Here is a 23,334-nt window from a genome sequence, read left to right on the forward strand (position 1 = left end):
TCTCCTGCGTCTGGAAGCGTGGTTAGTGGAGTACGGCTACCGGCCGCATCCGGGCGACGGGCTTGACCAGCCCGTTGCGGACGAGGACGTCGAGCGCGGCGTCGACGCCGCGGTTGTCGAAGTGCGGGGCGTCGGTGGGCGCACCGTCGTCGTAGCGATAGCGCAACGTCTTGCGGCCGAGCGGGTCGTCGCCGGAGATGCCCCGGGTGACCAGGTCCTTCACGACCGTGCCGGCGCCGTGGCAGGCGGAGTACAGGCTGTTGGCTGCCTTGTCCCCGGCGACCGCGAGGTAGCTGGAGGTGCGATGCGTGCCGGGCAGCAGGACGGCCTGACCGGTGTCCGCGAAGGTGGTCCCGGGCGTCATCATGCTGGCCGGGAAGGCTCGGCAGGAGTTGTGCCGATGGACCACGGCCGTCGATCCGTCGACGGGCTCCTCGTAGATGCTGTTGTGCGGTGAGTCGACGACGAGTCGCCCGGTGGCGCCGCCGAAGGATTCGGCGGCGATCTTGCGGAGCGCTGCGTACGTCGCGGTACGGAAGGCGAAGCCGTAGTTCATCGCCGCCGCCGTGGCGAGCATCAGCCGCTGGCCTTCGTCGGTGGCGAGCTCCAGCGGCGTGCAGCCGTCGGTGAAGTAGAGGCTCAGCCGGGCCTTGAGCTGGGCGAAGGACTTCGCCGAGCGCAGGTGGAACCACGGCTTCAGGGCCGCGTTGACCGCTTTGATCTGGCGCGGGTAGTCCTTACGGCGGAAGAAGAGCCGGCCGATCTCACCGGTGAAGACGCCACCGCCGCCGTGGTACTGGATGGTGAGCTGGCCTTCCTTCACCCCGAGCTTGGCGGCCCGCTCCGGATCGAGGATCTCCTCGACCCGCTGCAGCTCGACGAAGTGGTTCGACGGGCCGACCGTCCCGAACCGGTACCGCGCCAGCTGGAACGCGACGCCGGGCAACTCGGACTGCAGCCGGTCGATTCCGCCGTAGCGTTCCAGCTCGATCCGGCCGCCCTCCTCGATTCGCTCGAGGTCGTCGGCGGGTGCGCCCCAGCGCTCGACGCTGAACTCGGAGCCGTTCTTGACCGCCCTGACGACCTCGGAGCGGGACAGTTCGCGAGTGCCCTGGGTCGGGTAGGGATAGCGCTCGCGGACTGCCCGCATGAAGGTATCGATCGCGCGGTCGTCCGGAACCTCGGAGTCGACGGCGATCAGCGCCATCCCGCAGTTCACCGACGAACTGGTCAGGTCCGGGCGGATCGTGCCGGTGGTGGCTACCGCGACGCTGGAGGGCAGTTCCATCTTGGACTTGTGGTGGAAATCGGGCAGGACGACGGGTGGAGCGGCCAGGTCCGCGCCCTCGACCTGATGACGCAACGCCGAGACCGTGGCGTGGTCAGCCGGAAGCAGGCTGGGGTCATCGAAGACCGTCGGGGGGTCGGTGACGGCGGAGTCGAGGACGCGGACGTTCAGTGGTGGCCGTTGCTCAGTGGTCATGTCTGCTCGCAGTCGTGGTAGGCGGTCACGTGGTCAGAAGTCGTCGGGGTACGGCGCGCACGCGGTGACCGCGGACACCAGGCCGGGGGCCGGCGTGTACTCCGGGACGAGCCGGCGCAGGTGCCGGAACACCTCGTCGGGACGGTTGTGCGAGGCCGCGTCGTACAGCTCGCGCAGGCCGGCCCGGAAGCCGGCAACGGCGTGCGGCGGCTTCGTCATCGAGATCCGCGGATGGTCGGTCGGCAGCGCTTCCTCCTCGCAGCCGAACAGCTCCTCGGTCAGCTTCTCGCCGGGCCGCAGCCCGGTGTAGCGGAACTTCACGTCGCGGATGTTGAGCAGGTTCGCGAAGTTGCGGACCAGGTCGACGATCCGGACCGGTTCGCCCATGTCGAGCACGTACGTCGAGGATCCGTCGGCCATCCGGGCCGCCTCGAGGACCAGCCCGACGGCTTCCTCGATGGTCATGAAGAAGCGGTTCACGTCCGGGTGGGTGACCGTCACGTCAGCGCCGCTGGCGAGCTGGTCGCGGACCACGTGCAGGAGTGAGCCACGGCTGCCGAGCACGTTGCCGAACCGGACCGCCGTCAGTACGGTGTCCGAGCCGTGGTGCGCCTCCAGGACCAGCTCGGCCAGCCGTTTGGTTGCCCCGAGCACCGAAGCTGGGTTGGCCGCCTTGTCGGTGGAGATCAGCACGAACCGCTCGACGTCGTACGCGATCGCGGCCTCGACCAGGTTCTCGGTGCCCCGGACGTTCGACTTCACGCCCTCGCACGGGTGGCGCTCCAGTACCGGCAGGTGTTTGAGTGCCGCGGCGTGGAAGACGATCTGCGGACGGTGGTCGCGGAACAGTTGGTGGATCCGCTCGCCGTCGCGGATGTCGGCCACCACCGTGCTCTCGGTGTCCAGCAGCGCCTCACCCCACAGGTCGAGCTGGGTGCGGTGCAGGTTCGACTCGTCGTGGTCGAGCATGATCAACTCGGCCGGCCCGAAGCCGTAGACCTGACGGCACAACTCGCTGCCGATCGAGCCGCCGGCGCCGGTCACCAGGACCCGCTTGCCCGCGATCGCTTCGGCCGCTCCACGGCTGACCACGTGCATCTCCGGTCGCCCGATCAACGGCCCGACCTGGAGCGCGCGCATGTCGGTGCCGGCGATCTGCCGCTGCAGCGCCGACAGGAACGGCGGCAGGTGGAGCACGGTGACGCCCTGGGCGGCGGCCCGGAGTCCGAGTTGCTTCACCTCGTGGGTCGGCATCGACGGGATGGCCACCACGACGACATCGACGCGGTTGCTTTCGAGTACGGCCTCGAGGTCGGCCAGCGTGCCCAGTACCCGGCGTCCTCCGAACCGCCGCCCCCGCTTGGATTCGTCGTCGTCCAGGAAGCCCACCGGCTCCAGCCCGAACGAGCTGACCCGGTGCAGGTCGCGGGCCAGGGCGAGGCCGGCCTCACCGGCCCCGACCACGATGGTCCGCAACAGGTTCTTCTCGTCTTGCCGTAGCAGCACAGGCTGACTCATTCCGCTCCCTTTCTGGAGAACCGCCGCAACGTCGCGTCTGCCAACGCGGCGCACACGGCATCGATCTGGCCGTCGGTCAGACGGGGGTGGATCGGTAGTGAAAGCAACTGGTCGAACAGGGCGTCCGCGCCGCTCATCCCGCTCGGCGGAATCGACGCGACCTGGCCGAAGTACGTGAGCTGGTGGACCGGGATGAAGTGCACCGAGGTGCCGACTCCCCGGGCCGCCAGTTCGGCGATCACCTCGTCCCGCTCGATCCCTGCTGCCAGCCGGATCGGGTAGAGATGCCACGCGTGGGTGCCGGTTCCGGGTGCGGGCCGGTGGGGGAGCGCCACCGCCGGCAGCGTGGACAGCTGGAGGTCGTAGCGGGCAGCGATCTGGGCTCGGCGCTCCTGCCACCTGGGCAGGTGCGTGAGCTGGGCGCGGCCCATCGCTGCCTGGATGTCGGTCATGTTGGCTTTGAGACCGGCTTCGGCGACGTCGTAGCGCCAACTGCCGCCGGGGAGGTACCGGCGCCACGCGTCGGCGGTCATCCCGTGCAAACGGGCCTGATGCAACCATCCGGCCCGGTCCGCGTTGTCGGTGGTGATCATGCCGCCCTCGCCGAGGGGCAGGTTCTTCGTCGCGTAGAAGCTGAAACAGGTCGCACCGCACTGAGAGCCGATGGGTGTCGAGCCCTCGTAGGTGCCGATCGCGTGGGCGGCGTCGACCACGACCTGGTCGAGCGTGAGGCCGGCCGCCTCGGCCAGCGCCGGCACGTCTGCGAGATCGCCGGCCCAGTGCACGACCGTCATCGCCGCGGGTTGCCCGAAGGCCCGTACTGCGTCCCGCACGGTGGCGGGAGTCGGCATGCCGGTGATCGCGTCGACATCGACCAGGACCGGTTGCAGCCCGGCGTGCACGATCGCCTGGACGGCGCCGCAGAACGTCATCGTCGAGGTGAGGACGAGCGATCCGCGCGGCAGCCCGTAGGACCGCAACGCGAGCTCGATCCCGTGGGTACACGAGGAAACCGCGATCGCGTGATCGGCCCCGACGTAGCCGGCGAACTCGCCTTCGAAGGCGGCCACCTCGCGGCCGGTGGTGACCCAGCCGGACCGGAGTACGCGGAGTGCGGCGTTCTGGGCCGCGGCGGTGATGTAGCAGTCGGCGAACGGTACCTGGACCTCTTCGGCCGGTACGGCGCGCGGCACAGCATTGATTCGGGTCGTCATCCCGTAAGCCCCCCTCAGAGCCCCTGCTTTGACCTCGACGCTACGGGCCGTGAGCGTGGCTCGCGCCCGACGAGGAGGTGAGAACGTCTACGTCAGAAGGGCGATCCGCGGCCGGTGGTGGCCGGGAGTTCGTCGATTTCGTCGATGCCTTTCACGCCGTGTGAGCGGGCGAAGGCCACCAGTGCCAGGGCGGAGTGCTGGTCCGATCTGCGGAGCAGGCTCTGCACGTGGGTCCGGACCGTGTTCATGGAGACGAACAGGTGTGCCGCGACCTCGGCTCTGGTCATCCCGGACACCAAGCAGCGCAGTACTTCGAGCTCGCGCGGCGTCAGTTCCGCGACGAACCCGGCGGCCGCCTGACGTCCTTGGCGGTCCGACAGCAGATGGTCCAGCACCGGCCGTAACGTGGTCGGCGCGAGGTAGAGCTGGCCGCCGAGGACCTGCCACACAGCCGCCACCAGAGCTTGGAGTGGAGTCGTCTTGGACAGCCATCCGCCGGCGCCCGACTCGAGCGCCTTGACGATCAGGCGCGGCTCGTTGCTGCCCGACAAGACGATCGCGGGCGGGCCGTCCGTCCTGCGGGCCAGCTCTTCGAGCAGGTCGAATCCGGACTCGTCGGCGAGCATCAGGTCGAGCAGCACCAGGTCGGGCGGATCGGAGGCGATCAGCGCGCGGGCGGCGTCGAGGTTCGAGGCACGGTTCACCCGGTCGATGCCGTCCTCTCCCAGCAACGCCTCGCCGAGGACGTCCGCGAAGACGCGATGATCGTCGACGAGCAAGAGGGTCGCGCCGTCGGTCATACCGGCGTACCGCCACTGCTCAGGGCGGCCGCGTCGACCAGACCGGCGGCCTCGGCAGCCCTGGCGATCTTGCCCCTGCCATGGACGCCGAGCTTGCGCAGGATCTGCTGGACATGGGTTCGCACCGTGTGGCGACTCACCCCGAGCTGGTCGGCCATCGCCTGGGTGGAATGCCCGCGCACGACGAGCCGCAGTACTTCGAGTTCGCGGCCGGTGAGGGCGTCGACGACGCCGTGATCGTGCCGTTGGCCCGGGATCTGCCAGCCCTCGGAAACCCGCTCACCAGCGGCGACCCGGTCGAGGGTGTTCATCAGCACGGGGAAGGCGCAGGCCTTGTTGACCACTCCGCGGATCAGACCTTGCTCGTAGGCGTCCCACACGCCGTCCTGGCAGACGTCGGTGAGGAGGACGACGGCCGGCGGATCGTCCAGGCCGGCCAGGAACCCGGCGACGGCGACCGCATAGGCCTCCACGACGTCGATGACGCAGATGTCCGGCCGCAGCTCGGTGGCGCGGTTCATCAGCACGGCAGGCTCGTCGGTGGTCAGCACCACCTCGTGGCCTTGCTGCGCGAGAGCTGTCGACAGGACCGACGAGAAGAGCCATTGTTCGTCGCAGATCGCGAGCCTCATGCCGGCCTCACCGGACGGCGGAGGGCCGGGATACAGAGGCGGACGGTGGTACCGGCTCCGGGTCCACTGGAGATCTCGAGCCTGCCCTTGCAGGCCCGGACCGCGGCCGCCACGACCTGCAGGCCGTGGCCGGTGCCTGACGCGATGCCGCCGAAACCAGCGCCGTCGTCGACGACCTCGACCTTCGCCTCGTCGCCGTCCACGCCGACCGTCACCGTCACGGTTCCGTCCGGTCCGGCCGCGCGGCAGGCGTTGTCGAGCAGATTGCCGACTGCCCGCCGGAACAAGGCCTGCTCGCCCGCTACCAGTACGTGCTTCGACCGTACGACGGTGATCTGGCCCCGGTGGGTGAGCCGCACGACCTCCGCGCACTCGGTGACGAGCCGGGCAAGGTTGACCGTACCGGTGTCCTGACCGCGGTCGAACTCGGCCGCGAGCATCTCGGCGATCGCGGTGAACTGCTGGTGGATCAAGGTCATCCGGGTCTGCCCGGCGTCCTGCCCGGCCCTCGGCTCGGACAGCAGGAGACCTGCGGCGACGTACTGCCGCAGGTCGTGGCACAGCCTCTTCAACTGATCCGGGTTGTTCGTCTCCGCACACTTCTCGACGAATGGTTCCGGCGCACTGACAGCACTCATCCGTGACCCCCCTCAGAGTCGTCACCGAGCGAACCGCTGCCCCTGCGGTTCCGTGCGGCCAATCCCCTCGCAGGGCCCCCTGGCGTGCACGTCCCGGTCTCAGGGCACCAGTACAGGGGGTTGGCTCGCGTGCTGGTGGCGGTTTCGCGGAGTCGTCATGAGGCGGTCATTTTCCTGTCATGAACCGCGCGCGGGGATCATGGACGGAACTCGTACGCACCCAGGTCGTCGTAGCGCCTCGGGCCTTCGGCGAAGGTGTTGGCCGTGGCGGGATCGTCGTACCGGCCGGCGCCGAGGAGGTCGGTCGACTGGGCGCCGGAGACCCCGGAGTCGCCACGGTCGATCGCGGCCGAACCGGCTTGCAGCCTGAGGTCCCAGCCGCCGGGGGAGACGAAGCCGGGGTCGGCCTGGATGCCGTGGGACTCCTGCTGGGTCGCTGCCTGCATCGCGGCGAGCGAGGTGTAGGTCGACTTGAACGCGTACATCTTGCCGGCCTTGGTCAGCCAGACGAGGTTGTGGTCGACGGTGGTACTGGCCGGCGCGGAGTCCCAGATCCCGATGTTGCCGGCGCGGCGGGCACAGGAGATGCCCTGGTAGGCAGGGTAGACGGCATTGTCGACCGCGATGTTGTCGACCACCTGGTAGTCGCCGGAGGTGCCCTCGACGTTGATCCCGGTGGTGCAGTTGCGGTAGACCGTGTTGCCGATCATCCGGCCGCCGGTGACGTTCAGGTTGTCGATGCCGTGGTCGCCGTTGTTGTAGGTGACGTTGAGCGCCGCCAGGTTGTCGTTGCCGCCGGTGTAGAACTGGATCCCGGAGTCCTCGTTGTCATGAGTGACGTTGCGCAGAACGGAGTTGCCCGGGCTGACCACGTTGATCCCGTTGGCGTTGCGCCGGAATCCTTCGGCGTTGAAGCTCGCGGTGTTGCGGCTGACGGTGATGCCGGTCGCGCCCGAGGTGAGCACGATGCCGCTGCCGTTGTTGTGATGTACGTAGTTGTCGGTCACCACCGACGAGGTGGCGCCGCGGATGCTGATCCCGGGGGCGGTCTTGCCGGTGGCCGGGCGGCCGGCGCCGCTGATCGTGTTGCCGGTGATTGTGAGGTGGTCGCCGCCGGACACATAGATGCCGTCAGCAACGGTTCCGGCGAAGGTCAGCCCGGCGATGGCGACGTAGCTGCGCCCGGTCAGGGCAGCGCCGTAGTACGTGCCACCGGCGATGGTCGGGGTGCGCCCGGGCCACCCGGTGATCGTGATCGGCGCGGCGGCGGTACCGGAGACGGTGGGCTTGATCGTCTCGGCGTAGGTGCCGTTGCCGATGTAGAGCGTGTATCCGGCGGCCAGCTTGGTCACGGCCTTGCCGATGGTGCAGTACGGCGTGGTGGCGGTGCCGGTCCCGGAGTCCGAGCAGGCTGCTGTGCGGTCGACGTACAGCGAGGTCGTGGCGGCCTCGGCGAGCGGAGGAAACGCCAGCAGGCCGGCCGGTAACAGCGCGGTCGCGCACAGGCCCAGACTCCTGATCAGTCTCATGGTTCCACGGTAGGAAGCGGGTGGATTCGTTGCATCGCGCAATCGACGTAGCCGCGCCTGCTCGCTGGCTGAGCCGACGTACCACTGCGTACGTCGGCCAAGCGCGGTGGTCCTGTCACGGCGAGGGGGGAGTGCCGGTGACGGGCGACAGCCGCGGCGCCGGGACGAATGGGGGGACGTCCTGGCGCGTCGACGTACGCAGTCGTCATCCAGGCTGCGGGCCGGATGCCGTGGAGGACAAGGAAGATGACCGAACTGTCATCGAGTGCTCAGCGCGGCAGCGACAGTTCGAAGACCGCGCCGCCTAGCGGATGGTTGTGAGCGGTGAGAGTCCCACCGTGGGCGGTGGCGGTCGCCCGGGCCATCGACAGGCCCAGGCCACTGCCCATCGGGCCGTTCGGCGGCATCCGGTGCCAGAACCGGTCGAAGATGGCGGGCAGGTCCTCGGGGTCGATCCCGGGACCGGAGTCCGTCACGGCGATCACGAAGGAGGTTTCGAGCAACTGGCAGGCCACGGTGATCGCGCCGCCGTCGGCGGTGAAGTGCACGGCGTTCTCGATCAGGGCGTCGATGGCCAGGGCGAGCCATTCGGGATCGGCCGTGACGATGCCGGTCTCCCCGTTGCGGATCCGCCAGGCCCGATCGGCGCCGGCCGACCAGTTGGCGCCGAGCTGTCCGACCAGCTCGCCCAGGTCCGTCGGCTGCCGGCGGATCGCGACCCCGGAGTCCAGCCGGGCGAGCGCGAGCAGCCGGTTCGACAGGGCCGACATCCGCTCCAGCTGGGTGAGAGCGACGGTCAGGTCCTCCGCCGTGCCCGGTGCGACCCCGGAGGCCGCGGCGAGCTCCAGGTGCCCGCGCGCGATCGTCACCGGCGTACGGATGGCGTGCGAGGCGTCCCGGAAGAACTCGCGTTCCCGGTTCACGCCGGCGACCTGTTTGGCGGCCATCTCCTCGACCTGGCGCAGGGCGGTGGCCCGGCGCTGGGCGTGCCAGACCATCACGCCGAGCACTGCCGGCATCAACGGGATCTCGGCGAGCTCGGCGCGGGCGAGCACGCCCTCGGAGGCATGCGTCCACATGAGCCAGCCGCCCGGCACGGTGATCGCGACGATCAGGGCCAGGGTCGGGACCACCGGCCAGACCCGGTAGCCGTAGGCGACCGCGAGGGCCAGGAACATGATGTGGAACGGCGCGGCCTCATGTCCGGGCAGCGCGAGCATCAGACCCATCATCGCCACGACGAAGACGGCCAGGCAGACGTCGACCGCCAGCCCGGTCCGCAGGCGCGGTACCGGAACCCGGACCGGCGTGCTCAGCGCCTCACGCGCTCTGGAGCTGATAACCGACATTGCGGACCGTCACGATGAGATCGGGGCGCAACTTCGCGCGCAGCCGGCCGATACAGACGTCGACCACGTTGGTGGCTGGATCGAAGTCGTAGCCCCACACTTCGGAGAGCAGCTCCTGGCGGGTGCAGACCGCGTTGGCGTTGCGCATCAGGTGCAGCAGCAGCAGGAACTCCCGCTGTGACAGCACTGTCGGCTTGCCGTCGACGAGCAGCTGACGCGCCTGCAGGTCGAGCACGATGTTGCCGACCTGCAGGGTGTCTCTTCGCCGCATGGTGGCGGTCTCCCGCAGCCGGCTGCGCACCCGGGCGATCAGCTCCCGGACCGCGAACGGCTTGGCCAGGAAGTCGACCGCGCCCTGCTCGAGGCAGGAGATCCGCAGCTGCACGTCGCCGGTCGCCGACAAGATGAGCACCCGCAGACCGGGGTCCTGCGCCATCAGCGCGGACAGCACCGCCTCACCGTTGACGCCCGGCATGATCAGGTCGAGCACGACCAGGTCGGGTCGTTCGGTCAGCGCAAGCCGGATACCGTCGAACCCGTTGGTCGTCGTGAGCACCTGATACCCGTCAGTCTCCAGTGCCCGTTTGACGAACTTCACCAGGTCTGGTTCGTCGTCGATAACCAAGATCTTGGTCATCTCGCCCCCTCAGGATGATGACCGTTGTTCACATTCCCGTCGCCCATTGTTATCGGGTCGACGCCGCTCACGATAGGGCTGACCACGCCCCGTTAGGTGGAGATTGGCTAACGACGGCGCGTTGTCGGCGCGGCTGCCACAGCCGGTACGGAGGTGGCCACGCAGCGTCCGTACCGGCCGGTGATCAAGCGATTGCTGGGGGTCAGCGGTTGAGCAGGTCGGCTTCTTGGAGTTGTTGCCAGATGTCGGACTGGTCGATGACGGTGACGCCCAGCTTTTCGGCCTTGGTGAGTTTGGCGGCGCCTACGTCGGCGCCGGTGATGAGGAGGTCGGTGGTGGCGGAGACGGAGGAGGCGATGGTGGCGCCGGCCTTCTCGCAGAGGCGCTGGAAGGCGGGGCGGGGGACCTTCTCGCCGGAGCGGGGGTCGCTGATCGAGCCGGTGACGACCACGGTCTTGCCGGCCAGCGGGGCGCCGGCGGCGACTACGGGTGGGAGGTCTTCCTCGCGGACGTCCAGGGAGACGCCGGCTGCTCGGAGGCGCTCGAGTTCTGGGCGGAGCCGGGCCAGGTGCTCGATCAGGGAGGCGGCGACCTTCGGGCCGATGTCCTCGACCGCGACTAGACCGTCGACGCCCGCGTCGGCGACTTCCTCGAGGGAGCCGAAGCCTGCTCGGCACATTCTGGTGGCGGTGCCTTCGGAGGCCATCGGGATGGCGAGGCCGATCAGGGCGCGGCGGAGGCCGACCTGGCGGCTGGCATCGATCGAGTCGATCATCCGGGTGGCCGAGACCTCGCCGATCCGGTCGAACTCGAGCAGGCCCTCCTTGGTCAAGTGGTAGAAGTCCGAGGGGTGTTCGAGGATGCCGGCCTCGGCCAGCCGCTCGATCCAGACGCCGCCGATCGCGTCGATGTCGGCGGCCGCCCGGGACGCCCAGTGGATCAGGCGGCGGACTGTCTGGGCGGGGCAGGCGACGTTGGTGCAGAACAGTTCGCGGCTGTTGCCCTGCTCGGTCAGCGGCTGCTCGCAGGACGGGCAGACCGACGGGGGCACGATGTCGCGCTCGGCGCCGGTGCGCTTGGCGGCATCGAGCACGCCGGCGACGAACGGGATGACGTCGCCTGCGCGGCGTACCAGGACCGTGTCGCCGATCTTGATGCCGCGGGCGCGGATGACCTCCTGGTTGGCCAGCGTCGCGCGGGTGACCGTCGTGCCGCCGACGAAGACCGGCTCGAGCCAGGCGACCGGCGCGATCTTGCCGGTTTTGCCGACGTCCCAGACCACGTCGGCCAGGATGGTGGTCTTCTCCTCGGCGGCGAACTTGAAGGCCAGGGCACCGCGCGGTGAGCTCGATCGGGTGCCGGCGGCGGCGAAGGCGTCGCGGTCCGCGAGGCGTAGTACGGCGCCGTCGAGGTCGTAGTCGAGGTCGTTGCGCTGCTGCTCGATCGTGGTGATGACGGCCTGCGCCGCGGCCGCGTCATCACAGTGCCGCATCTCCGCGACGGTGAAGCCGAGCGTCCGCAGCGCGCGATCCAGATCGGCGTCGGTGTCGTCGGCGTCACTGAGCAGGTCGAAGGCGAGGAACTGCAGGCGCCGCTCGGCGACGGTGGCCGGGTCCTTGGCGCGCAGGGTGCCGGCGGCGGCGTTCCGCGGATTGATCAGGGGCTTGTCCTGATGAGCGGCGTTGTAGGCGGCGAAGGTCGAGCGCAACATGACCGCCTCGCCGCGCACCTCGATCCGGCCCGGTACGTCGAGCCGCTCCGGCACCCCATCAGCCAGCGCCCGCACGAGCGGCGTCACGTCATCGCCGGTCGTCCCGTCACCACGGGTGATCGCCCGCGCCAGCCGCCCGTCGTCGTAGACGAGCGCCAGCGACAACCCGTCCAGCTTCGGCATGACCACGACCGACTGCCCCGGGAAGCGAGCGAAGAAGGCCTCCACCTGCTCAGGCCGGGTCGCCTTCTCCAGTGACAGCATCGGCCGCGAGTGCCGGATCGGCGCGTGCAGCACCGCGGGCGCTCCGACCTGCTCCAGCGGATTCGGGTCGGGCGCCAGCTCCGGATTCGCCTCGATCAGCGCCCGCAGCTCGTCCTCGACCGCGTCGTAGTCGGCGTCGGCCACCTCCGGAGACCCCCGGTAGTAGGCGTCCCGCAGCACGACGATCCGGTCGGCCAGCTCCTGAATCCGCTCCCCTGTATCCACGAGCCGAAACACTACCGGCGGCCGGGGACAGAACGCGCGATCCGGTGCGGATCCCGGGCCGGCCGTCGGCCTCGGGGTGGACGCCCGGATCGTTGCCTACGACCACGGGATGACGGTCGGTGGCGACTCGGGCCTGATGGAGTGAGGGCCCGGTTTCCCTAAGTTTTGAAGCATGTTGACGACGGAGCGGGGGCGGGTCGCCTGGGCGGACGTTGCCAAGGGCATGTGTATTCTGCTGGTCGTGCTCTGGCACGTCCTGATGAAGCACTACCTGCAGATCGACTGGCACATCAGCGGGCAGGCGCGGGGGCTGTGGGGGACGCTCGGTGAGCAGTTGCTGCCGCTCCGGATGCCCTTGTTCTTCGCGGTGTCCGGCTTCTTCGCGGTCCGCGCGGTCCAGCGCCCGTGGCCGGTGGTCCTTCGCACCAGGGTGGCGAAGTTCTACTACATCTACGTGGTCTGGCTGGTGATCCACACCGTCGTACTGGCGTTCGTACCGGACTTCGGCACCGAGCGGGCGGACGGTCCGTTGAAGTTCCTGGCGCAGTTGACGATCACACCGTCGAACCTCTGGTACCTCTACGCTCTCGCCCTGTACTTCGTGATCGCCAAAGCGGCGCACCGGTTGCCGGCGTGGGCGGTCCTCACCCCGGCGTTCCTCTTGTCGGCGGCAGCGTCGGCGGGCCTGCTCGCTGTACCGGGTGACCGGGCCGGCGTCTACCAGAACCTGGTCTTCTTCCTGGCAGGCCTCTACGGCAAGAGCCTGATCGAGGACCTGGCCGCGCGGGCGAGCTGGCGACGGCTGCTGCTTGTCGGAGCACCGTACGCCGTACTGCTGACCGTCATCGCCGTCTTCGACGCGAAGACCTGGTTCGGTCTCTGGCCGGTCGTGAGCGGGGTGGCGATCGTCCTGGGGGTCACGGCGGCTGGCCTGGTGACCCGCTGGGAAGGCCTGTCCAAGGGGCTGGCGAGCATCGGCAGCCGCACACTGCCGATCTATGTGATGCACATGCCCTTGCTGGCGCTGACCCACGCGGCGCTGATCGGCCCGCTGTCCGCGGCCGGTCCGACGACTCAGTGGATCGTGGCCATCGCCGAGCCCGTCGCCCTGACCGGCCTCCTCGCCTGGCTCTGCCTCGTCCTCTACCGCTATCTGCCGAAGTCGCTCTTCGAACTGCCCATCACAGCTCCGCGCGCGATACGGACCGTGACACGCAGTAGCGCAGCGCACTGACAGTTGGCTTCACCCAGAATTGGAGCATGCTGCCGGACGTAGCGCACTACGATCGGTCGGCCGCGGCGCAGCTCCTGGCCCGGGTGCTCGCCGACGTCGACTTGCAGCCGGATCGCTGGTTTCCGGCTTCGCCGTACCGGGTCGAACCGGAGCTGACCCCGCTGACGCCGGCGCCTGGCAGCCACCTGACGAGGGCGCAGCTGAGTTATCTCGAGAGCGGGATGCGGCCGTGCCCGCCGGAGTTGGTCACGAGCGCGACTCACCGGGTGATGTGGCACGACACAGACGGAGTGCTGAACGTCGCCCACTGCGGTCCGGGTGGATTCGGCCCGATCGTCCCGATCGCTGCGCGGGAGACCGTGCTGGTACATCGGAGGGCCCTGGCCGACGCGGTGGTCGAAGAACTGGACGCCGCCGAGATCGCCGTCATGACGGCGACCACGACGGATCGGGATCCGGTGGAGATCCTCAGCGTCGGGTTGGAGACGACTGCGCGGGCGCTGGTGCAGCATGCGTATCTGGCCGATCGGACGCGGTACCGGACCCCGGGGGAGTTCGCTCGTGGACTGCGGGACTCGGGGCTGTTCGCGGTGGTGGCGAACACGTGGTTCTGGGGGCTGCAGTCGTCGACGTTCCGGCGCGGCATGATCCCGGTCGCGCCGGCCGACGGGACAACCCGGTACACCGCGGAGACGACCAGGATGCTGCGGACCATGAAGGACGCGGTCATCGCCTCGCCTGATCCCGAGGATGCCGGTCTGCTGCGGCAGTACGGGTCGCTGACCGAGCAGCCGCGGTGTCTCGCGAACATGCCGGCGACCGTCGACGGCCGCCGGGTCACGCTGCTGCCCGGTGTCGTCGACACCTTCGTCGAGACGTTCGCCCGGCTGGTCGACGGGGTGGAGATCAACAGTGATCAGGAGGTCGCGATGAGCAGTCCTGCCGGCGAGGTGTTCGAAGTACCGGACATGACGTGTTCGCACTGCACGAGCACGATCACCAAGGTGCTGCAGAGCAACGGGGTGACGGTGTCGGAGATCGATCTGGACACCAAGAGGGTGGTCGCGGCGTTCCCGTCGGCCGACGTCCGGGAGCGCTGCTTCGACGCGATCCGGGACCGCGGCTACACGGTGATCACGGCGGTTGCGTCCTGATCGGGACCGAGACGCGGCGCGGCAGGATTCCCAAACGCGCCTGAGCCAGGCATCGTGGGGGCTGCGACGTCGAGACTGCGCAACCGTGGTCCTCCTTGTTTGGGCGCGCGAGTACCGGCCGGGACAGGACTCAGGCAGTGGCTTCGCTCCGTGTGCGGCAGATCCTCCTCGAGGTGCTCGCCTTCGACCAGCCGGACCGGACCGCGCATGGGGCCACGGTCTGGACCAGGTTGTGCGCGTCGGCGGTCAGCGCCGTACCGATCACGGGAGCAGGAGTCGCACTGATGACCGCACGCGGCCACGGCGGCACGCTGGCCTCGACGGACGGACCGGCAGCGGTCCTCGAGGACCTGCAGCAGACCCTGGGCGAGGGACCGTGTCTGAACGCCTTCCACGAACGCCGGCCGGTCCTACTGCCCGACCTGACCGAGGAGACCGCCCGCTGGCCGGGCTTCGTCCCCGGTGCGCTCGCGGCCGGGGTTGCCGCCGTCTTCGCCTTCCCGCTGCAGATCGGCGCCATCCGGCTCGGCGTACTCGACCTGTACCGCGATACGCCGGGACCGCTGGAAGCACTGCAACTCAAAGAAGCGCTCGACTATGCGGCGGCCGCGTCGTCGATCCTGCTGGATCTGCAGCACGCCACGTCGCCGGGCGATCTCCATCCGGACCTCGTCGACGCGGCCGACGACCACCGGGAGATCCATCAGGCCACCGGCATCGTCACCGTCCAGGCGTCGGTGGGTCTCGACGAGGCCCTCCTGCTGTTGCGGGCCCGCGCGTACGCCGACGGGAGGCCACTGCGGGAACTCGCGGCAGACGTGGTCGCCCATCGGGTGACCTTTCACCCCGAGGACGAGCATGATGAATGACATCGACAAACGGTCCCAGCGGGTCCGGAAAGGCAGCACGCGATGAGCAGGGAACAGCGCCTCGCCGAAGTATTCGTGGAGCTCGCCGACACACTCGTCGACGACTTCGATGTCATCGACCTCATGCACACGCTGTGCGAGCGGAGCGTCGAACTGCTGCCGGCCGACGCGGCCGGCCTGATCCTGGCCGATCACCGGGGCATCCTGCAGGTGATGGCCTCGACCACCACCGAGGCCCGGGTTCTCGAGCTGTTCGCCCTGCAGAACGACGAGGGCCCGTGCCTGGACTGCTACTCGATCGGCCAGCCGGTGGTGAATGTCGGCCCCGACGAGGCGAAGCAGCGATGGCCGAGGTTCCATGCGGCGCTGACCGAGCTGGGTTTCCGGCGTACTCATGCGCTGCCGCTGCGGTTGCGCGGTCAGGTCGTCGGCGTCCTGAACCTGTTCTGCCGCGAGCCCGCAACCCTACGGCCGACCGAGGTGAAGCTTGCGCAGGCGCTGTGCGACATCGCCACCGTCGGACTGCTGCAGGAGCGTGCCGTCCGGCAGGGCCAGTTGCTGGCCGAGCAGCTCCAATCGGCCCTGAACAGCCGGATCGTGCTCGAGCAGGCCAAGGGGATCCTGTCCGAGCGGGCCGGTGTCACCGTCGACGAGGCGTTCACCCTGATGCGCGCGTACGCCCGCCGCAACCAGCGACCGCTGGCCACCGTCGCGGCGGCCGTCATCGACGGAACGGTCGAGGCCGAACTGCTGAACCACGGTCAGAACTGACGGCGTCGCTGTACGTGAGGAGATATTGAGCGCACACTGAGGTGTGGACCGGGGGGACCGGTTCATCCGATCGTTCCGAACTGCTGCCCAAGACCCCGGCGGCACTCAGCGAGTGTCGATTCCAGGGGGCAGGGCGTTATGTTGAAGACCCATTCCGGGCATGGAAGCCTGGTCGGTCAGCGGTGCTCCGCAGCCGCGATCCTCTTCCAGCAGCACGGGGTCGGCCTGCTGTCACTGGCGCTCGTGCTGACCGGCGACCAGCGGCGGGCGGAAGAGTCCGTCTCGGCGGTCGTCTGCGCGGCCCACCCCGCATCGCTACCGCATGGGCTGTCCGCGACCGGGATTCGGCAGGAACTCGCCCAGCGCCTGTACTTCCATTGCGATCCGCGGCCTTCGGGGCCTGAACAGCTCGAAGAGCTCGCGCTGGCGCTGACCACCTGGGGCAGGCTGAACGAGCACGGGGTGGCCTTCCTCCTCGAAGTACCGGCGGCGACCGTGACGCAGATCCTCAGCGGAAAAGATTCGGTGGAGAGCCGGAATAGTTCGGGGTAGCCAGCCGGTCACCGCGGTCACACACTGGGGTCGGTCACGGGGTGTGATCGAGGTGTGGCGCAAAGGGGCGGGCGAATGGCCAGTGAGTTTCAGCGGCGCAAGGTGGCCGGGGTGTTCGAGGCGATGGATGCCGACCGGAACGGCTTTCTCGAGGAGTCCGATTTCGAGGCGCTGACCCAGCGCTGGGTCGGGATCCGCGGCTGGCAGCCGGGGACCGAGGACCACGAGCGGATGCGCGCGATCATGATGGGTTGGTGGTCGGCGATCTCGACGATGTCCGACGCCGACCACGACGACAAGGTGTCGCTGGACGAGCTGATGACGGTGGTCGATCAGCTGCCGGCGATGGACGACGCCGTCTACGCGACGGCGGAGGCGATGTTCGACGCGATCGACGAGAACGGCGACGACCGGATCGCGGCGGCGGAGCACCAGCAGGTCGTGTACGCCTGGAAGGGCTCCGCCGACGGTGCCGAGGAGGTGTTCCCGAAGCTCGACCTCAACGGCGACGGCCACCTGTCCCGCGACGAGTTCCGCGAACTGTGGTCCGGCTTCTGGCGCGGCGACGACCCCGCGTCCCCTTCCCAGTGGATGTTCGGTCCGTACCAGACCAGTTAGCGACGGTTGCCCGGTTGGGGTTTGCGTCGTGGGGTACGGATGGGTGAGTGCTGGTAGCGGAGCGATACAGACTTGGTACTTCCCTCGGGCGTGGCGGAATGGGGGAGGTGTTCCGTGCCGTCGACGAGCAGTTGGGGCGGCCGGTCGCGGTCAAGCTGATGCTACCGTCCGATCGCGATCCGAGCGCGGTGGAGCGCTTTCATCGGGAGGCCCGGGCGGCGGCTCAGCTCAACGATCCGCATGTGGTCGCGGTCTACGACTTCGGCCAGCACGGCAACGAGTTCTTCCTGGTGATGGAGCTGGTCGACGGGCGGACGGTGGCCGGTGAGCTGGCCGAATACGGACCGTTGCCGAAGGATCGCGCGATCGGCATCATCGAGCAGGCCGCGCTGGGACTGGCCGCGGCGCATCGCGAGGGCGTGGTGCATCGCGACGTCAAGCCGGGCAACCTGCTGCTGACACCCGACGGAACGGTGAAGGTCGCGGACTTCGGGATCGCGCATCGGGCCGATGAAGCGACCGCCTTGACCGCCACCGGGCAGCTGATCGGCAGCGCGCTCTACCTGGCGCCGGAGCGGGCTCGCGGTGGACAGGCCGGCACCCCGTCGGACGTGTACTCGCTCGGCTGTGTGCTCTACCAGCTGCTCACCGGTCAGCCGCCGTTCGCGGGCGAGCACCCGGCCGCGATTCTCTACCAGCACGTGGACGCCGAGCCGGCGCTGCCGAGCGCGACCCGGCCCGAGCTCGCGGGCGCCTTCGAGACCGCGTTGTTCCGGATGCTCGCCAAGGAGCCCGCCGAACGCCCGACCGCCGAGGAGATCGCGGCCGGCTTCCTCCGTACGCCAGCCCTTGCGACCGCGGCGATGGTCGCCCCAGCCGTCGCACCGACGGTTCGTGCCGCGGTGGTTCCGGTCGAGACGACACCGCTTGTTCCGGTCACACCGGCGCCGCCACCGCCCTCGGGTTGGCAGACGCGGCAGAAGGCTTTGCTGGCGGGCGGGATCGCGCTCCTCGCCGCCGCGGCCGCAGTACTGGCCGTAGTCCTGCTCAACAACAACGATCCCCAACTGCCGGAGACGAACAACGTCGGCCCCGGCCCAGGCGTCACCTCCGGTACGCCGACCGCACCCGCCAACCCGTCGACCTCGGGACCGGGCCAGACCCGCACCACGAACCAGTCGACGCAGAGCACGACGGCCAAGCCGTCGCAGACCCCGTCCAGCCAGAACACGCCCACACCGCCGCCGTCCTCCGGTACGCCGACGACAACCGCGCCGACGCAGACGCCTACGTCGACCAAGCCGCCGCAGAGCACCGCACCCACCACCCCGGCCACGTCCGCGCCGACGACCGCCCCTTCGAGCACGCCGCCACCCGAGAACCCCTCGACGCCTCCGCCGTCGTCGGCCACCCCGCCGGCCAAGGGGTAGCGCCGAAGGCACACGCGGCCCATCTGCCGGCGGAAGGCACCCATCCGGCCGCCGGGCAGCGCCGAATGTCCCTCGACTGCAACCTGTGATCCAGATCACGGCACATGCGACTGATTCGCATGTGAGGGCAGACACGAGGGAAGGGACAGTCATGAGTGACGCAACACGTCGCGGCTTTCTGGTCTTCGCGGGGGCGGGGACGGCAGCCGCGGTCGGCGCGGTCGCGGCGCCGAAGATCTTCGGCGACCAGCCCGCCGACGCCGCGCCCCAGCTGGAGGCGGCCGACCTGGCGAACGCCGAGTCGTTCGTCGTCCACGTCAAGGACGTGAAGTTGGGCGAGCTGACCATCCTGGTCGGCGAGCGCGAGGTTTCGATCATCGATCGCGAGCTGGCCACCCGGCTGGCCGGCGTGACCACGGCCTGAGGAGCGGGACATGTCATCGCATCGCGAAGCACCGGAGATCTCAAAGGACCCGGTCGCCGACAACACCGACGTCTACGCGTTCGTCAGCCCGGACAAGCCGGACACGGTCACCCTGATCGCCAACTTCATCCCGTTCCAGAACCCGTTCGGCGGGCCGAACTTCTACGAGTTCGGCGACGACGTGCTCTACCAGATCCACATCTCCAACTCCGGGACCGGCAAGGCGGACATCAGCTACCAGTTCCGCTTCCACGCCGAGATCCGGAACAAGAAGACGTTCCTTTACAACACCGGTCCGATCACGTCGATCAAGGACAAGACCTGGAACCGGCCGCAGTACTACTCGGTCACCCGGGTCGAGCACGGCCGGTCGCGGATCCTGGCGCGCGACCTGGCCGCGCCGCCGGTGAACGTGGGCGTGCGCAGTACGCCGAACTACGCCAAGCTCGCGGGCGAGGCGATCCACACGATCGGCAAGGACCGCAAGGTGTTCGCCGGCCAGCGCGCCGACGGGTTCTTCGCGGACCTCGGGTCGATCTTCGACCTCGGCACGCTGCGTCCGTTCCAGGCGGCGCACCTGATCCCGTCGGCGGCCGCCGTCGGCGTCAACGGGCTGCAGGGCTCGAACGTGCACACGATCGCGCTGCAGGTGCCGATCTCGGATCTGACCCGCGACGGCAAGAAGCCGACCGACGTGATGGATGCAAAGTCCGTCATCGGTGTCTACGCGACCGCGAGTCGCCAGCAGTCGAAGATCTTCGACGAGCTGCTCGGGATCTCGCACTGGCACGGTCCGCACAAGCAGGTGTCGCGGCTGGGCAACCCGTTGTTCAACGAGGTCATCGTGCCGATGGCCGAGAAGGACAAGTGGAACAGCCGGCCGCCGTCGGAGGACAAGAAGTACGCGCAGTACGTGACCAAGCCCGAGCTGGCTGGGTTGCTGCCGGTCCTCTACCCAGGCGTCTTCCCGAACCTGGCGGCGTACAAGAAGCCGCGGGCGGATCTGGCGGCGATTCTGCTGACCGGGATCCCGAAGGGCGTCGTACCGGGGTTCCAGAACTACACCGGGCCGGTGCAGGCGGACATGCTGCGGCTGAACCTCGCCGTACCGCCGTCGAAGTCGCCGAATCCGCTCGGGCTGGTGGCCGGTGACGCGGCCGGTTTCCCGAACGGGCGCAGGGTTTTCGACGATGTCGTCACGGTCGAGATCCGGGCGGTCGCGGGGCTGACGATCCCGTTGGTCGACCCGTCGTTCACCCCGGACGGGGCCGCGTCGGCGGTCAAGGACGGGACGTCGAACACCAACTCCGACTACCTCAAGGTGTTCCCGTACCTCGGTACGCCGGGTGGCGGCTACCAGAGCAAGCCGGGCGTACCGGCCGCGTCATGAGCAACGCGGAGGAGAATCCCCACGCGGGCAAGGGCTCTTCGGTCCTGCTCGACATCGGTGACGGCGTCGGCGCGATCGTCCTGACGATGCCGGCCGCCCTGGACGACGCCGAGATCGAACGCCGCCCGATCGGCTGGACGGCGGAGAACATGGTCGCACCCGGCCACAGCCATCAGCACGGTCACGACCATGGCGCTGAACACGGCCATGGGCACGGTCATGGCCATGGAGCCGGATTTCCGCATGTGGCCGTTGTCCCGCGGCCATCTCCGGACGGCTCGCTGGTCCACTCGGCAGTCTTCTTCGACGTACCGGAGGGCAGCTACGAGCTGTACCTGCTGCCCGACGGCCCCGTGCAGCTGACCGTCGAAGTAGCCGGCGGACACGTCACAGAAGCCGACTGGCCGACCTGACCCGGACCCCCGCAGGCGATACCGTCTGACCACAAGCACGCAATGAACCGGGGGATCAGATGGGTGCTAGAACTTTGGTCGCCGGTATCGCCGCGGGGGCCCTGGTCGTCGGGGTAGGAGTCTGGTACTTCGCCTTACGCCACGACGGCGGCCCACTGAGCGGCAACGTACTCGGCGACGCCGTCTGCCTGAGCGTCGGCGAAACCGCCGACGCGACCATCGGCAACCTGCCGCTGAGGAACACCGGCTCCGACCCGATCACGATCACCGCCGTCTCGGTCATCGGCCCCGACGGCGTCGAGGACGACGGTGCGTTGCTGGTGCCCGTGAGCGCCGGGTCGTCGAGCGGCAGCAAGACCGGCTGGGCCTTCGGCAACGGCCCCTTCGACGGCGAGAACGGCGCCCCGGCCCTCGCCGTCGGCGCCCAACTCCAGAAGTCCGCCGACACCAGACTGATCGTGCACGTCCATCGCCCCGACCCGCTCGCCGAAGCCCGCCTGACCGGCATCCGCGTCGAGTACCGCTCCGGCCTCCGCCACTACGCCCGCGAGATGGGCCCCCGCCACACCCTCCGCCCCGGCCGCTGCTCCTAGCGCTGCCGGACGCTCTCCAGCCAGGCGGCAAAGCCTTCGAGATCCTTGACATGATCCCGAGTGACGTCGATCCGCTGAGACGCCTTAGGCCCTTGGATCCGCACCGACGGCGGCCCGAACGCGAGATACCGCAACACAGGTGAGGCCGGCCGCAGCGTGACGTCCTGGATCTCCGCCCAGTCGATCCGCCGCTCTCCCAACGCGATGCCCCGCGGACCGATGGTCAGCCTCGACCGCCCGGTGAGGATCCCGTAGTACAACCGCACCGCCTCGAACGCATAGACGGCCAGCCCTGCCACGCCGATGTGGAAGCCAAGCCGCACGTAGTCGTCGTTGCTGCCGGCGGCGACCAGGTATCCGACCAAGCCGCCGAACAGCGCGGTGCCGGTCAGATAGAACACCCGGCGAACCCGGCGGACCGGCACCGAGAGCGTTTCGACGCCGGACATGGGCCGTAACCAGTCTTCTCTCATCGGTGTCAGCGTTCCGTTGTTGGTGGAGGGTCGGGTGGTCAACGTACACGGGGGAGAGGGCGACGAGCTCCTCGCAAGGGGGACCCGGGCGTGGGCCGGGGATCACACTGGCGCGAAGGGCGAGGGGGCGCGCGACGCTGAGCGGACTGACCCGGCGCAGCCCGCGCCGGCCGAACCTCCCCGGCAGGTGGAACCATGCCCGACGAAAACGCAATCCGTCCCTTCCGGCTCGCGATGCCGCAAGAAGCGATCACCGACCTGCACGACCGGATCGCCGCCACTCGCTGGCCGAGCCGCGAGCTGGTCACGGATCGGTCCCAGGGTGTGCAGCTGGCGACGGTCCAGGAGCTGGCCCGCTACTGGACCACCGATCACGACTGGCGCGCGTTCGAGGCGAGACTGAACGCGGTGCCGCAGTACACGACCGACGTCGACGGCGTCGAGATCCACTTCGTCCACGTCCGGTCGCCGCACGAGAACGCCCTGCCGCTGATCATGACGCATGGCTGGCCCGGCTCGGTCGTCGAGCTGCTCGGAGTGATCGGTCCGCTCACCGATCCGACCGCGTACGGCGGCCGGGCCGAGGATGCGTTCCATCTGGTACTGCCGTCGCTGCCGGGCTACGGCCTGTCCGGCGAGCCGGCCGAACTCGGCTGGGAGAACGGCCGGATCGCGCACGCCTGGGCGGAGCTGATGAAGAGGCTCGGCTACACCCGGTACGTCGCCCAGGGCGGCGACGTCGGCGCCGCGGTCACGGACGCGATGGGCCGGATGGGACCTGAAGGACTGCTCGGCATCCACGTCAATCTGCTCGCGACAGCCCTGGGCATCGTCGACCAGTTGCCGGCCGAGACCGAGCAGGAGCGCGCGGCGCATGCGGCGCTCGCGACCTTCACGGCGACCGGCTTCGGGTACTTCCTCGAGCAGTCGACCCGCCCGCAGACGATCGGATACTCCTTGCTGGACAGCCCGATCGGGCTGGCGGCCTGGATGCTCGACCACGACACCGACAGCTACTACAAGATGTCCCAGGCGTTCATCGACAAGCAGCCGACCGGCGGCCTCACCAGGGACACCATCGTCGACAACATCATGCTGTACTGGCTGACCGGTACCGGCGCCTCGGCCGCCCGCTGGTACTGGGAGTTCGGACAGTTCCTCGCAGCGGCAGCCGGTCACACCCCGCCACCCGTCCAGGTTCCGGTCGGCTTCACCACCTTCCCCGGTGAGATCTGGGCCGCGCCACGCAGCTGGGCCGAGACGGTGTATCCCGGCCTGGAGTACTTCAACGAGGCCGGCAGCGGCGGCCACTTCGCCGCCTGGGAGGAGCCTGAGCTGTTCGCTACCGAAGTACGGGCCGCCTTCCGGCCGATGCAACAGCCCTGATCCCAACGAAGAGAAGCCGATCGAGGC

23 protein-coding genes are annotated in these 23,334 nt (G+C 69.0%); 12 read left to right on the forward strand and 11 right to left on the reverse strand.

What is annotated here, in order from left to right:
* Nucleotides 1-22: 22 nt before the first annotated feature.
* The 10 genes from ABD768_RS32000 to ligA form a co-directional block, all read right to left on the reverse strand.
* Complete coding sequence (locus tag ABD768_RS32000; RefSeq protein WP_344846834.1) at nucleotides 23-1,483, reverse strand: RtcB family protein; 1,461 nt, start codon at nucleotides 1,481-1,483, stop codon at nucleotides 23-25.
* 33 nt (nucleotides 1,484-1,516) lie between these two features.
* Nucleotides 1,517-3,001 carry a polysaccharide biosynthesis protein gene (locus ABD768_RS32005; protein ID WP_344846836.1) on the reverse strand — a complete coding sequence of 495 codons (1,485 nt, stop codon included), beginning with the start codon at nucleotides 2,999-3,001 and terminating at the stop codon, nucleotides 1,517-1,519.
* Nucleotides 2,998-4,215: a DegT/DnrJ/EryC1/StrS family aminotransferase gene (locus tag ABD768_RS32010; protein WP_344846838.1), complete on the reverse strand. Its 1,218-nt coding sequence runs from the start codon at nucleotides 4,213-4,215 to the stop codon at nucleotides 2,998-3,000. Before ABD768_RS32010 ends, ABD768_RS32005 begins: the two co-directional genes overlap by 4 nt.
* Before the next feature lie 92 nt (nucleotides 4,216-4,307).
* Nucleotides 4,308-5,015 carry a response regulator transcription factor gene (locus ABD768_RS32015; RefSeq protein ID WP_344846840.1) on the reverse strand — a complete coding sequence of 236 codons (708 nt, stop codon included), beginning with the start codon at nucleotides 5,013-5,015 and terminating at the stop codon, nucleotides 4,308-4,310.
* Nucleotides 5,012-5,647 carry a LuxR C-terminal-related transcriptional regulator gene (locus ABD768_RS32020; RefSeq protein ID WP_344846842.1) on the reverse strand — a complete coding sequence of 212 codons (636 nt, stop codon included), beginning with the start codon at nucleotides 5,645-5,647 and terminating at the stop codon, nucleotides 5,012-5,014. Before ABD768_RS32020 ends, ABD768_RS32015 begins: the two co-directional genes overlap by 4 nt.
* A complete protein-coding gene (locus tag ABD768_RS32025; protein ID WP_344846844.1) occupies nucleotides 5,644-6,285 on the reverse strand; it encodes a sensor histidine kinase in 642 nt (213 codons plus the stop codon). The genes ABD768_RS32020 and ABD768_RS32025 overlap by 4 nt, the downstream gene beginning before the upstream one ends.
* Before the next feature lie 197 nt (nucleotides 6,286-6,482).
* Nucleotides 6,483-7,814: a right-handed parallel beta-helix repeat-containing protein gene (locus tag ABD768_RS32030; protein ID WP_344846846.1), complete on the reverse strand. Its 1,332-nt coding sequence runs from the start codon at nucleotides 7,812-7,814 to the stop codon at nucleotides 6,483-6,485.
* A 269-nt stretch (nucleotides 7,815-8,083) separates the two neighbouring features.
* On the reverse strand, nucleotides 8,084-9,163 hold the full coding sequence (locus tag ABD768_RS32035; protein ID WP_344846848.1) for a sensor histidine kinase: 1,080 nt from the start codon (nucleotides 9,161-9,163) through the stop codon (nucleotides 8,084-8,086).
* Nucleotides 9,135-9,800: a response regulator transcription factor gene (locus ABD768_RS32040; protein ID WP_344846850.1), complete on the reverse strand. Its 666-nt coding sequence runs from the start codon at nucleotides 9,798-9,800 to the stop codon at nucleotides 9,135-9,137. The genes ABD768_RS32035 and ABD768_RS32040 overlap by 29 nt, the downstream gene beginning before the upstream one ends.
* Nucleotides 9,801-10,002: 202 nt before the next feature.
* Nucleotides 10,003-12,000: an NAD-dependent DNA ligase LigA gene (ligA, locus tag ABD768_RS32045; RefSeq protein ID WP_344846852.1), complete on the reverse strand. Its 1,998-nt coding sequence runs from the start codon at nucleotides 11,998-12,000 to the stop codon at nucleotides 10,003-10,005.
* Nucleotides 12,001-12,172: 172 nt separating this feature from the next.
* On the opposite strand from ligA, the gene ABD768_RS32050 reads away from it, so the two are divergent.
* From ABD768_RS32050 to ABD768_RS32100, 11 genes are all read left to right on the forward strand, one after another.
* A complete protein-coding gene (locus ABD768_RS32050) occupies nucleotides 12,173-13,234 on the forward strand; it encodes an acyltransferase family protein (protein WP_344846854.1) in 1,062 nt (353 codons plus the stop codon).
* Nucleotides 13,235-13,260: 26 nt separating this feature from the next.
* On the forward strand, nucleotides 13,261-14,388 hold the full coding sequence (locus ABD768_RS32055; RefSeq protein WP_344846856.1) for a heavy-metal-associated domain-containing protein: 1,128 nt from the start codon (nucleotides 13,261-13,263) through the stop codon (nucleotides 14,386-14,388).
* Nucleotides 14,389-14,525: 137 nt separating this feature from the next.
* Nucleotides 14,526-15,257 carry an ANTAR domain-containing protein gene (locus tag ABD768_RS32060; protein ID WP_343965310.1) on the forward strand — a complete coding sequence of 244 codons (732 nt, stop codon included), beginning with the start codon at nucleotides 14,526-14,528 and terminating at the stop codon, nucleotides 15,255-15,257.
* Nucleotides 15,258-15,299: 42 nt separating this feature from the next.
* The gene (locus tag ABD768_RS32065) at nucleotides 15,300-16,028 is read left to right on the forward strand and encodes a GAF and ANTAR domain-containing protein (protein WP_343965308.1); all 729 of its coding nucleotides are present in this window, start codon (nucleotides 15,300-15,302) and stop codon (nucleotides 16,026-16,028) included.
* A gap of 138 nt (nucleotides 16,029-16,166) precedes the next feature.
* Nucleotides 16,167-16,580, forward strand: coding sequence for a hypothetical protein (locus ABD768_RS32070; protein WP_344846858.1), 414 nt, complete (start codon nucleotides 16,167-16,169; stop codon nucleotides 16,578-16,580).
* Between the two features lie 75 nt (nucleotides 16,581-16,655).
* Nucleotides 16,656-17,198, forward strand: a complete 543-nt coding sequence (locus ABD768_RS32075) for an EF-hand domain-containing protein (protein WP_344846860.1) — start codon at nucleotides 16,656-16,658, stop codon at nucleotides 17,196-17,198.
* A 47-nt stretch (nucleotides 17,199-17,245) separates the two neighbouring features.
* A complete protein-coding gene (locus ABD768_RS32080) occupies nucleotides 17,246-18,628 on the forward strand; it encodes a serine/threonine-protein kinase (RefSeq protein ID WP_344846862.1) in 1,383 nt (460 codons plus the stop codon).
* Nucleotides 18,629-18,779: 151 nt separating this feature from the next.
* A complete protein-coding gene (locus ABD768_RS32085; protein WP_343965301.1) occupies nucleotides 18,780-19,052 on the forward strand; it encodes a twin-arginine translocation signal domain-containing protein in 273 nt (90 codons plus the stop codon).
* A gap of 10 nt (nucleotides 19,053-19,062) precedes the next feature.
* On the forward strand, nucleotides 19,063-20,442 hold the full coding sequence (locus ABD768_RS32090) for a DUF4331 domain-containing protein (protein WP_344846864.1): 1,380 nt from the start codon (nucleotides 19,063-19,065) through the stop codon (nucleotides 20,440-20,442).
* On the forward strand, nucleotides 20,439-20,855 hold the full coding sequence (locus ABD768_RS32095; RefSeq protein WP_344846866.1) for a hypothetical protein: 417 nt from the start codon (nucleotides 20,439-20,441) through the stop codon (nucleotides 20,853-20,855). Before ABD768_RS32090 ends, ABD768_RS32095 begins: the two co-directional genes overlap by 4 nt.
* Nucleotides 20,856-20,914: 59 nt before the next feature.
* Entirely contained in the window at nucleotides 20,915-21,448 is a 534-nt protein-coding gene (locus ABD768_RS32100) for a hypothetical protein (RefSeq protein WP_344846868.1), read from the forward strand.
* On the opposite strand, the gene ABD768_RS32105 is transcribed toward ABD768_RS32100, so the two are convergent.
* A complete protein-coding gene (locus ABD768_RS32105) occupies nucleotides 21,445-21,897 on the reverse strand; it encodes a hypothetical protein (RefSeq protein ID WP_344846870.1) in 453 nt (150 codons plus the stop codon). The genes ABD768_RS32100 and ABD768_RS32105 overlap by 4 nt on opposite strands.
* Before the next feature lie 219 nt (nucleotides 21,898-22,116).
* Here ABD768_RS32105 and ABD768_RS32110 point away from each other — a divergent pair, with 219 nt between their 5' ends.
* Nucleotides 22,117-23,307: an epoxide hydrolase family protein gene (locus ABD768_RS32110; RefSeq protein WP_344846872.1), complete on the forward strand. Its 1,191-nt coding sequence runs from the start codon at nucleotides 22,117-22,119 to the stop codon at nucleotides 23,305-23,307.
* Nucleotides 23,308-23,334 lie beyond the last annotated feature (27 nt).

The sequence above is a fragment of the Kribbella ginsengisoli genome, from assembly GCF_039537185.1.
Lineage (GTDB): Bacteria > Actinomycetota > Actinomycetes > Propionibacteriales > Kribbellaceae > Kribbella > Kribbella koreensis.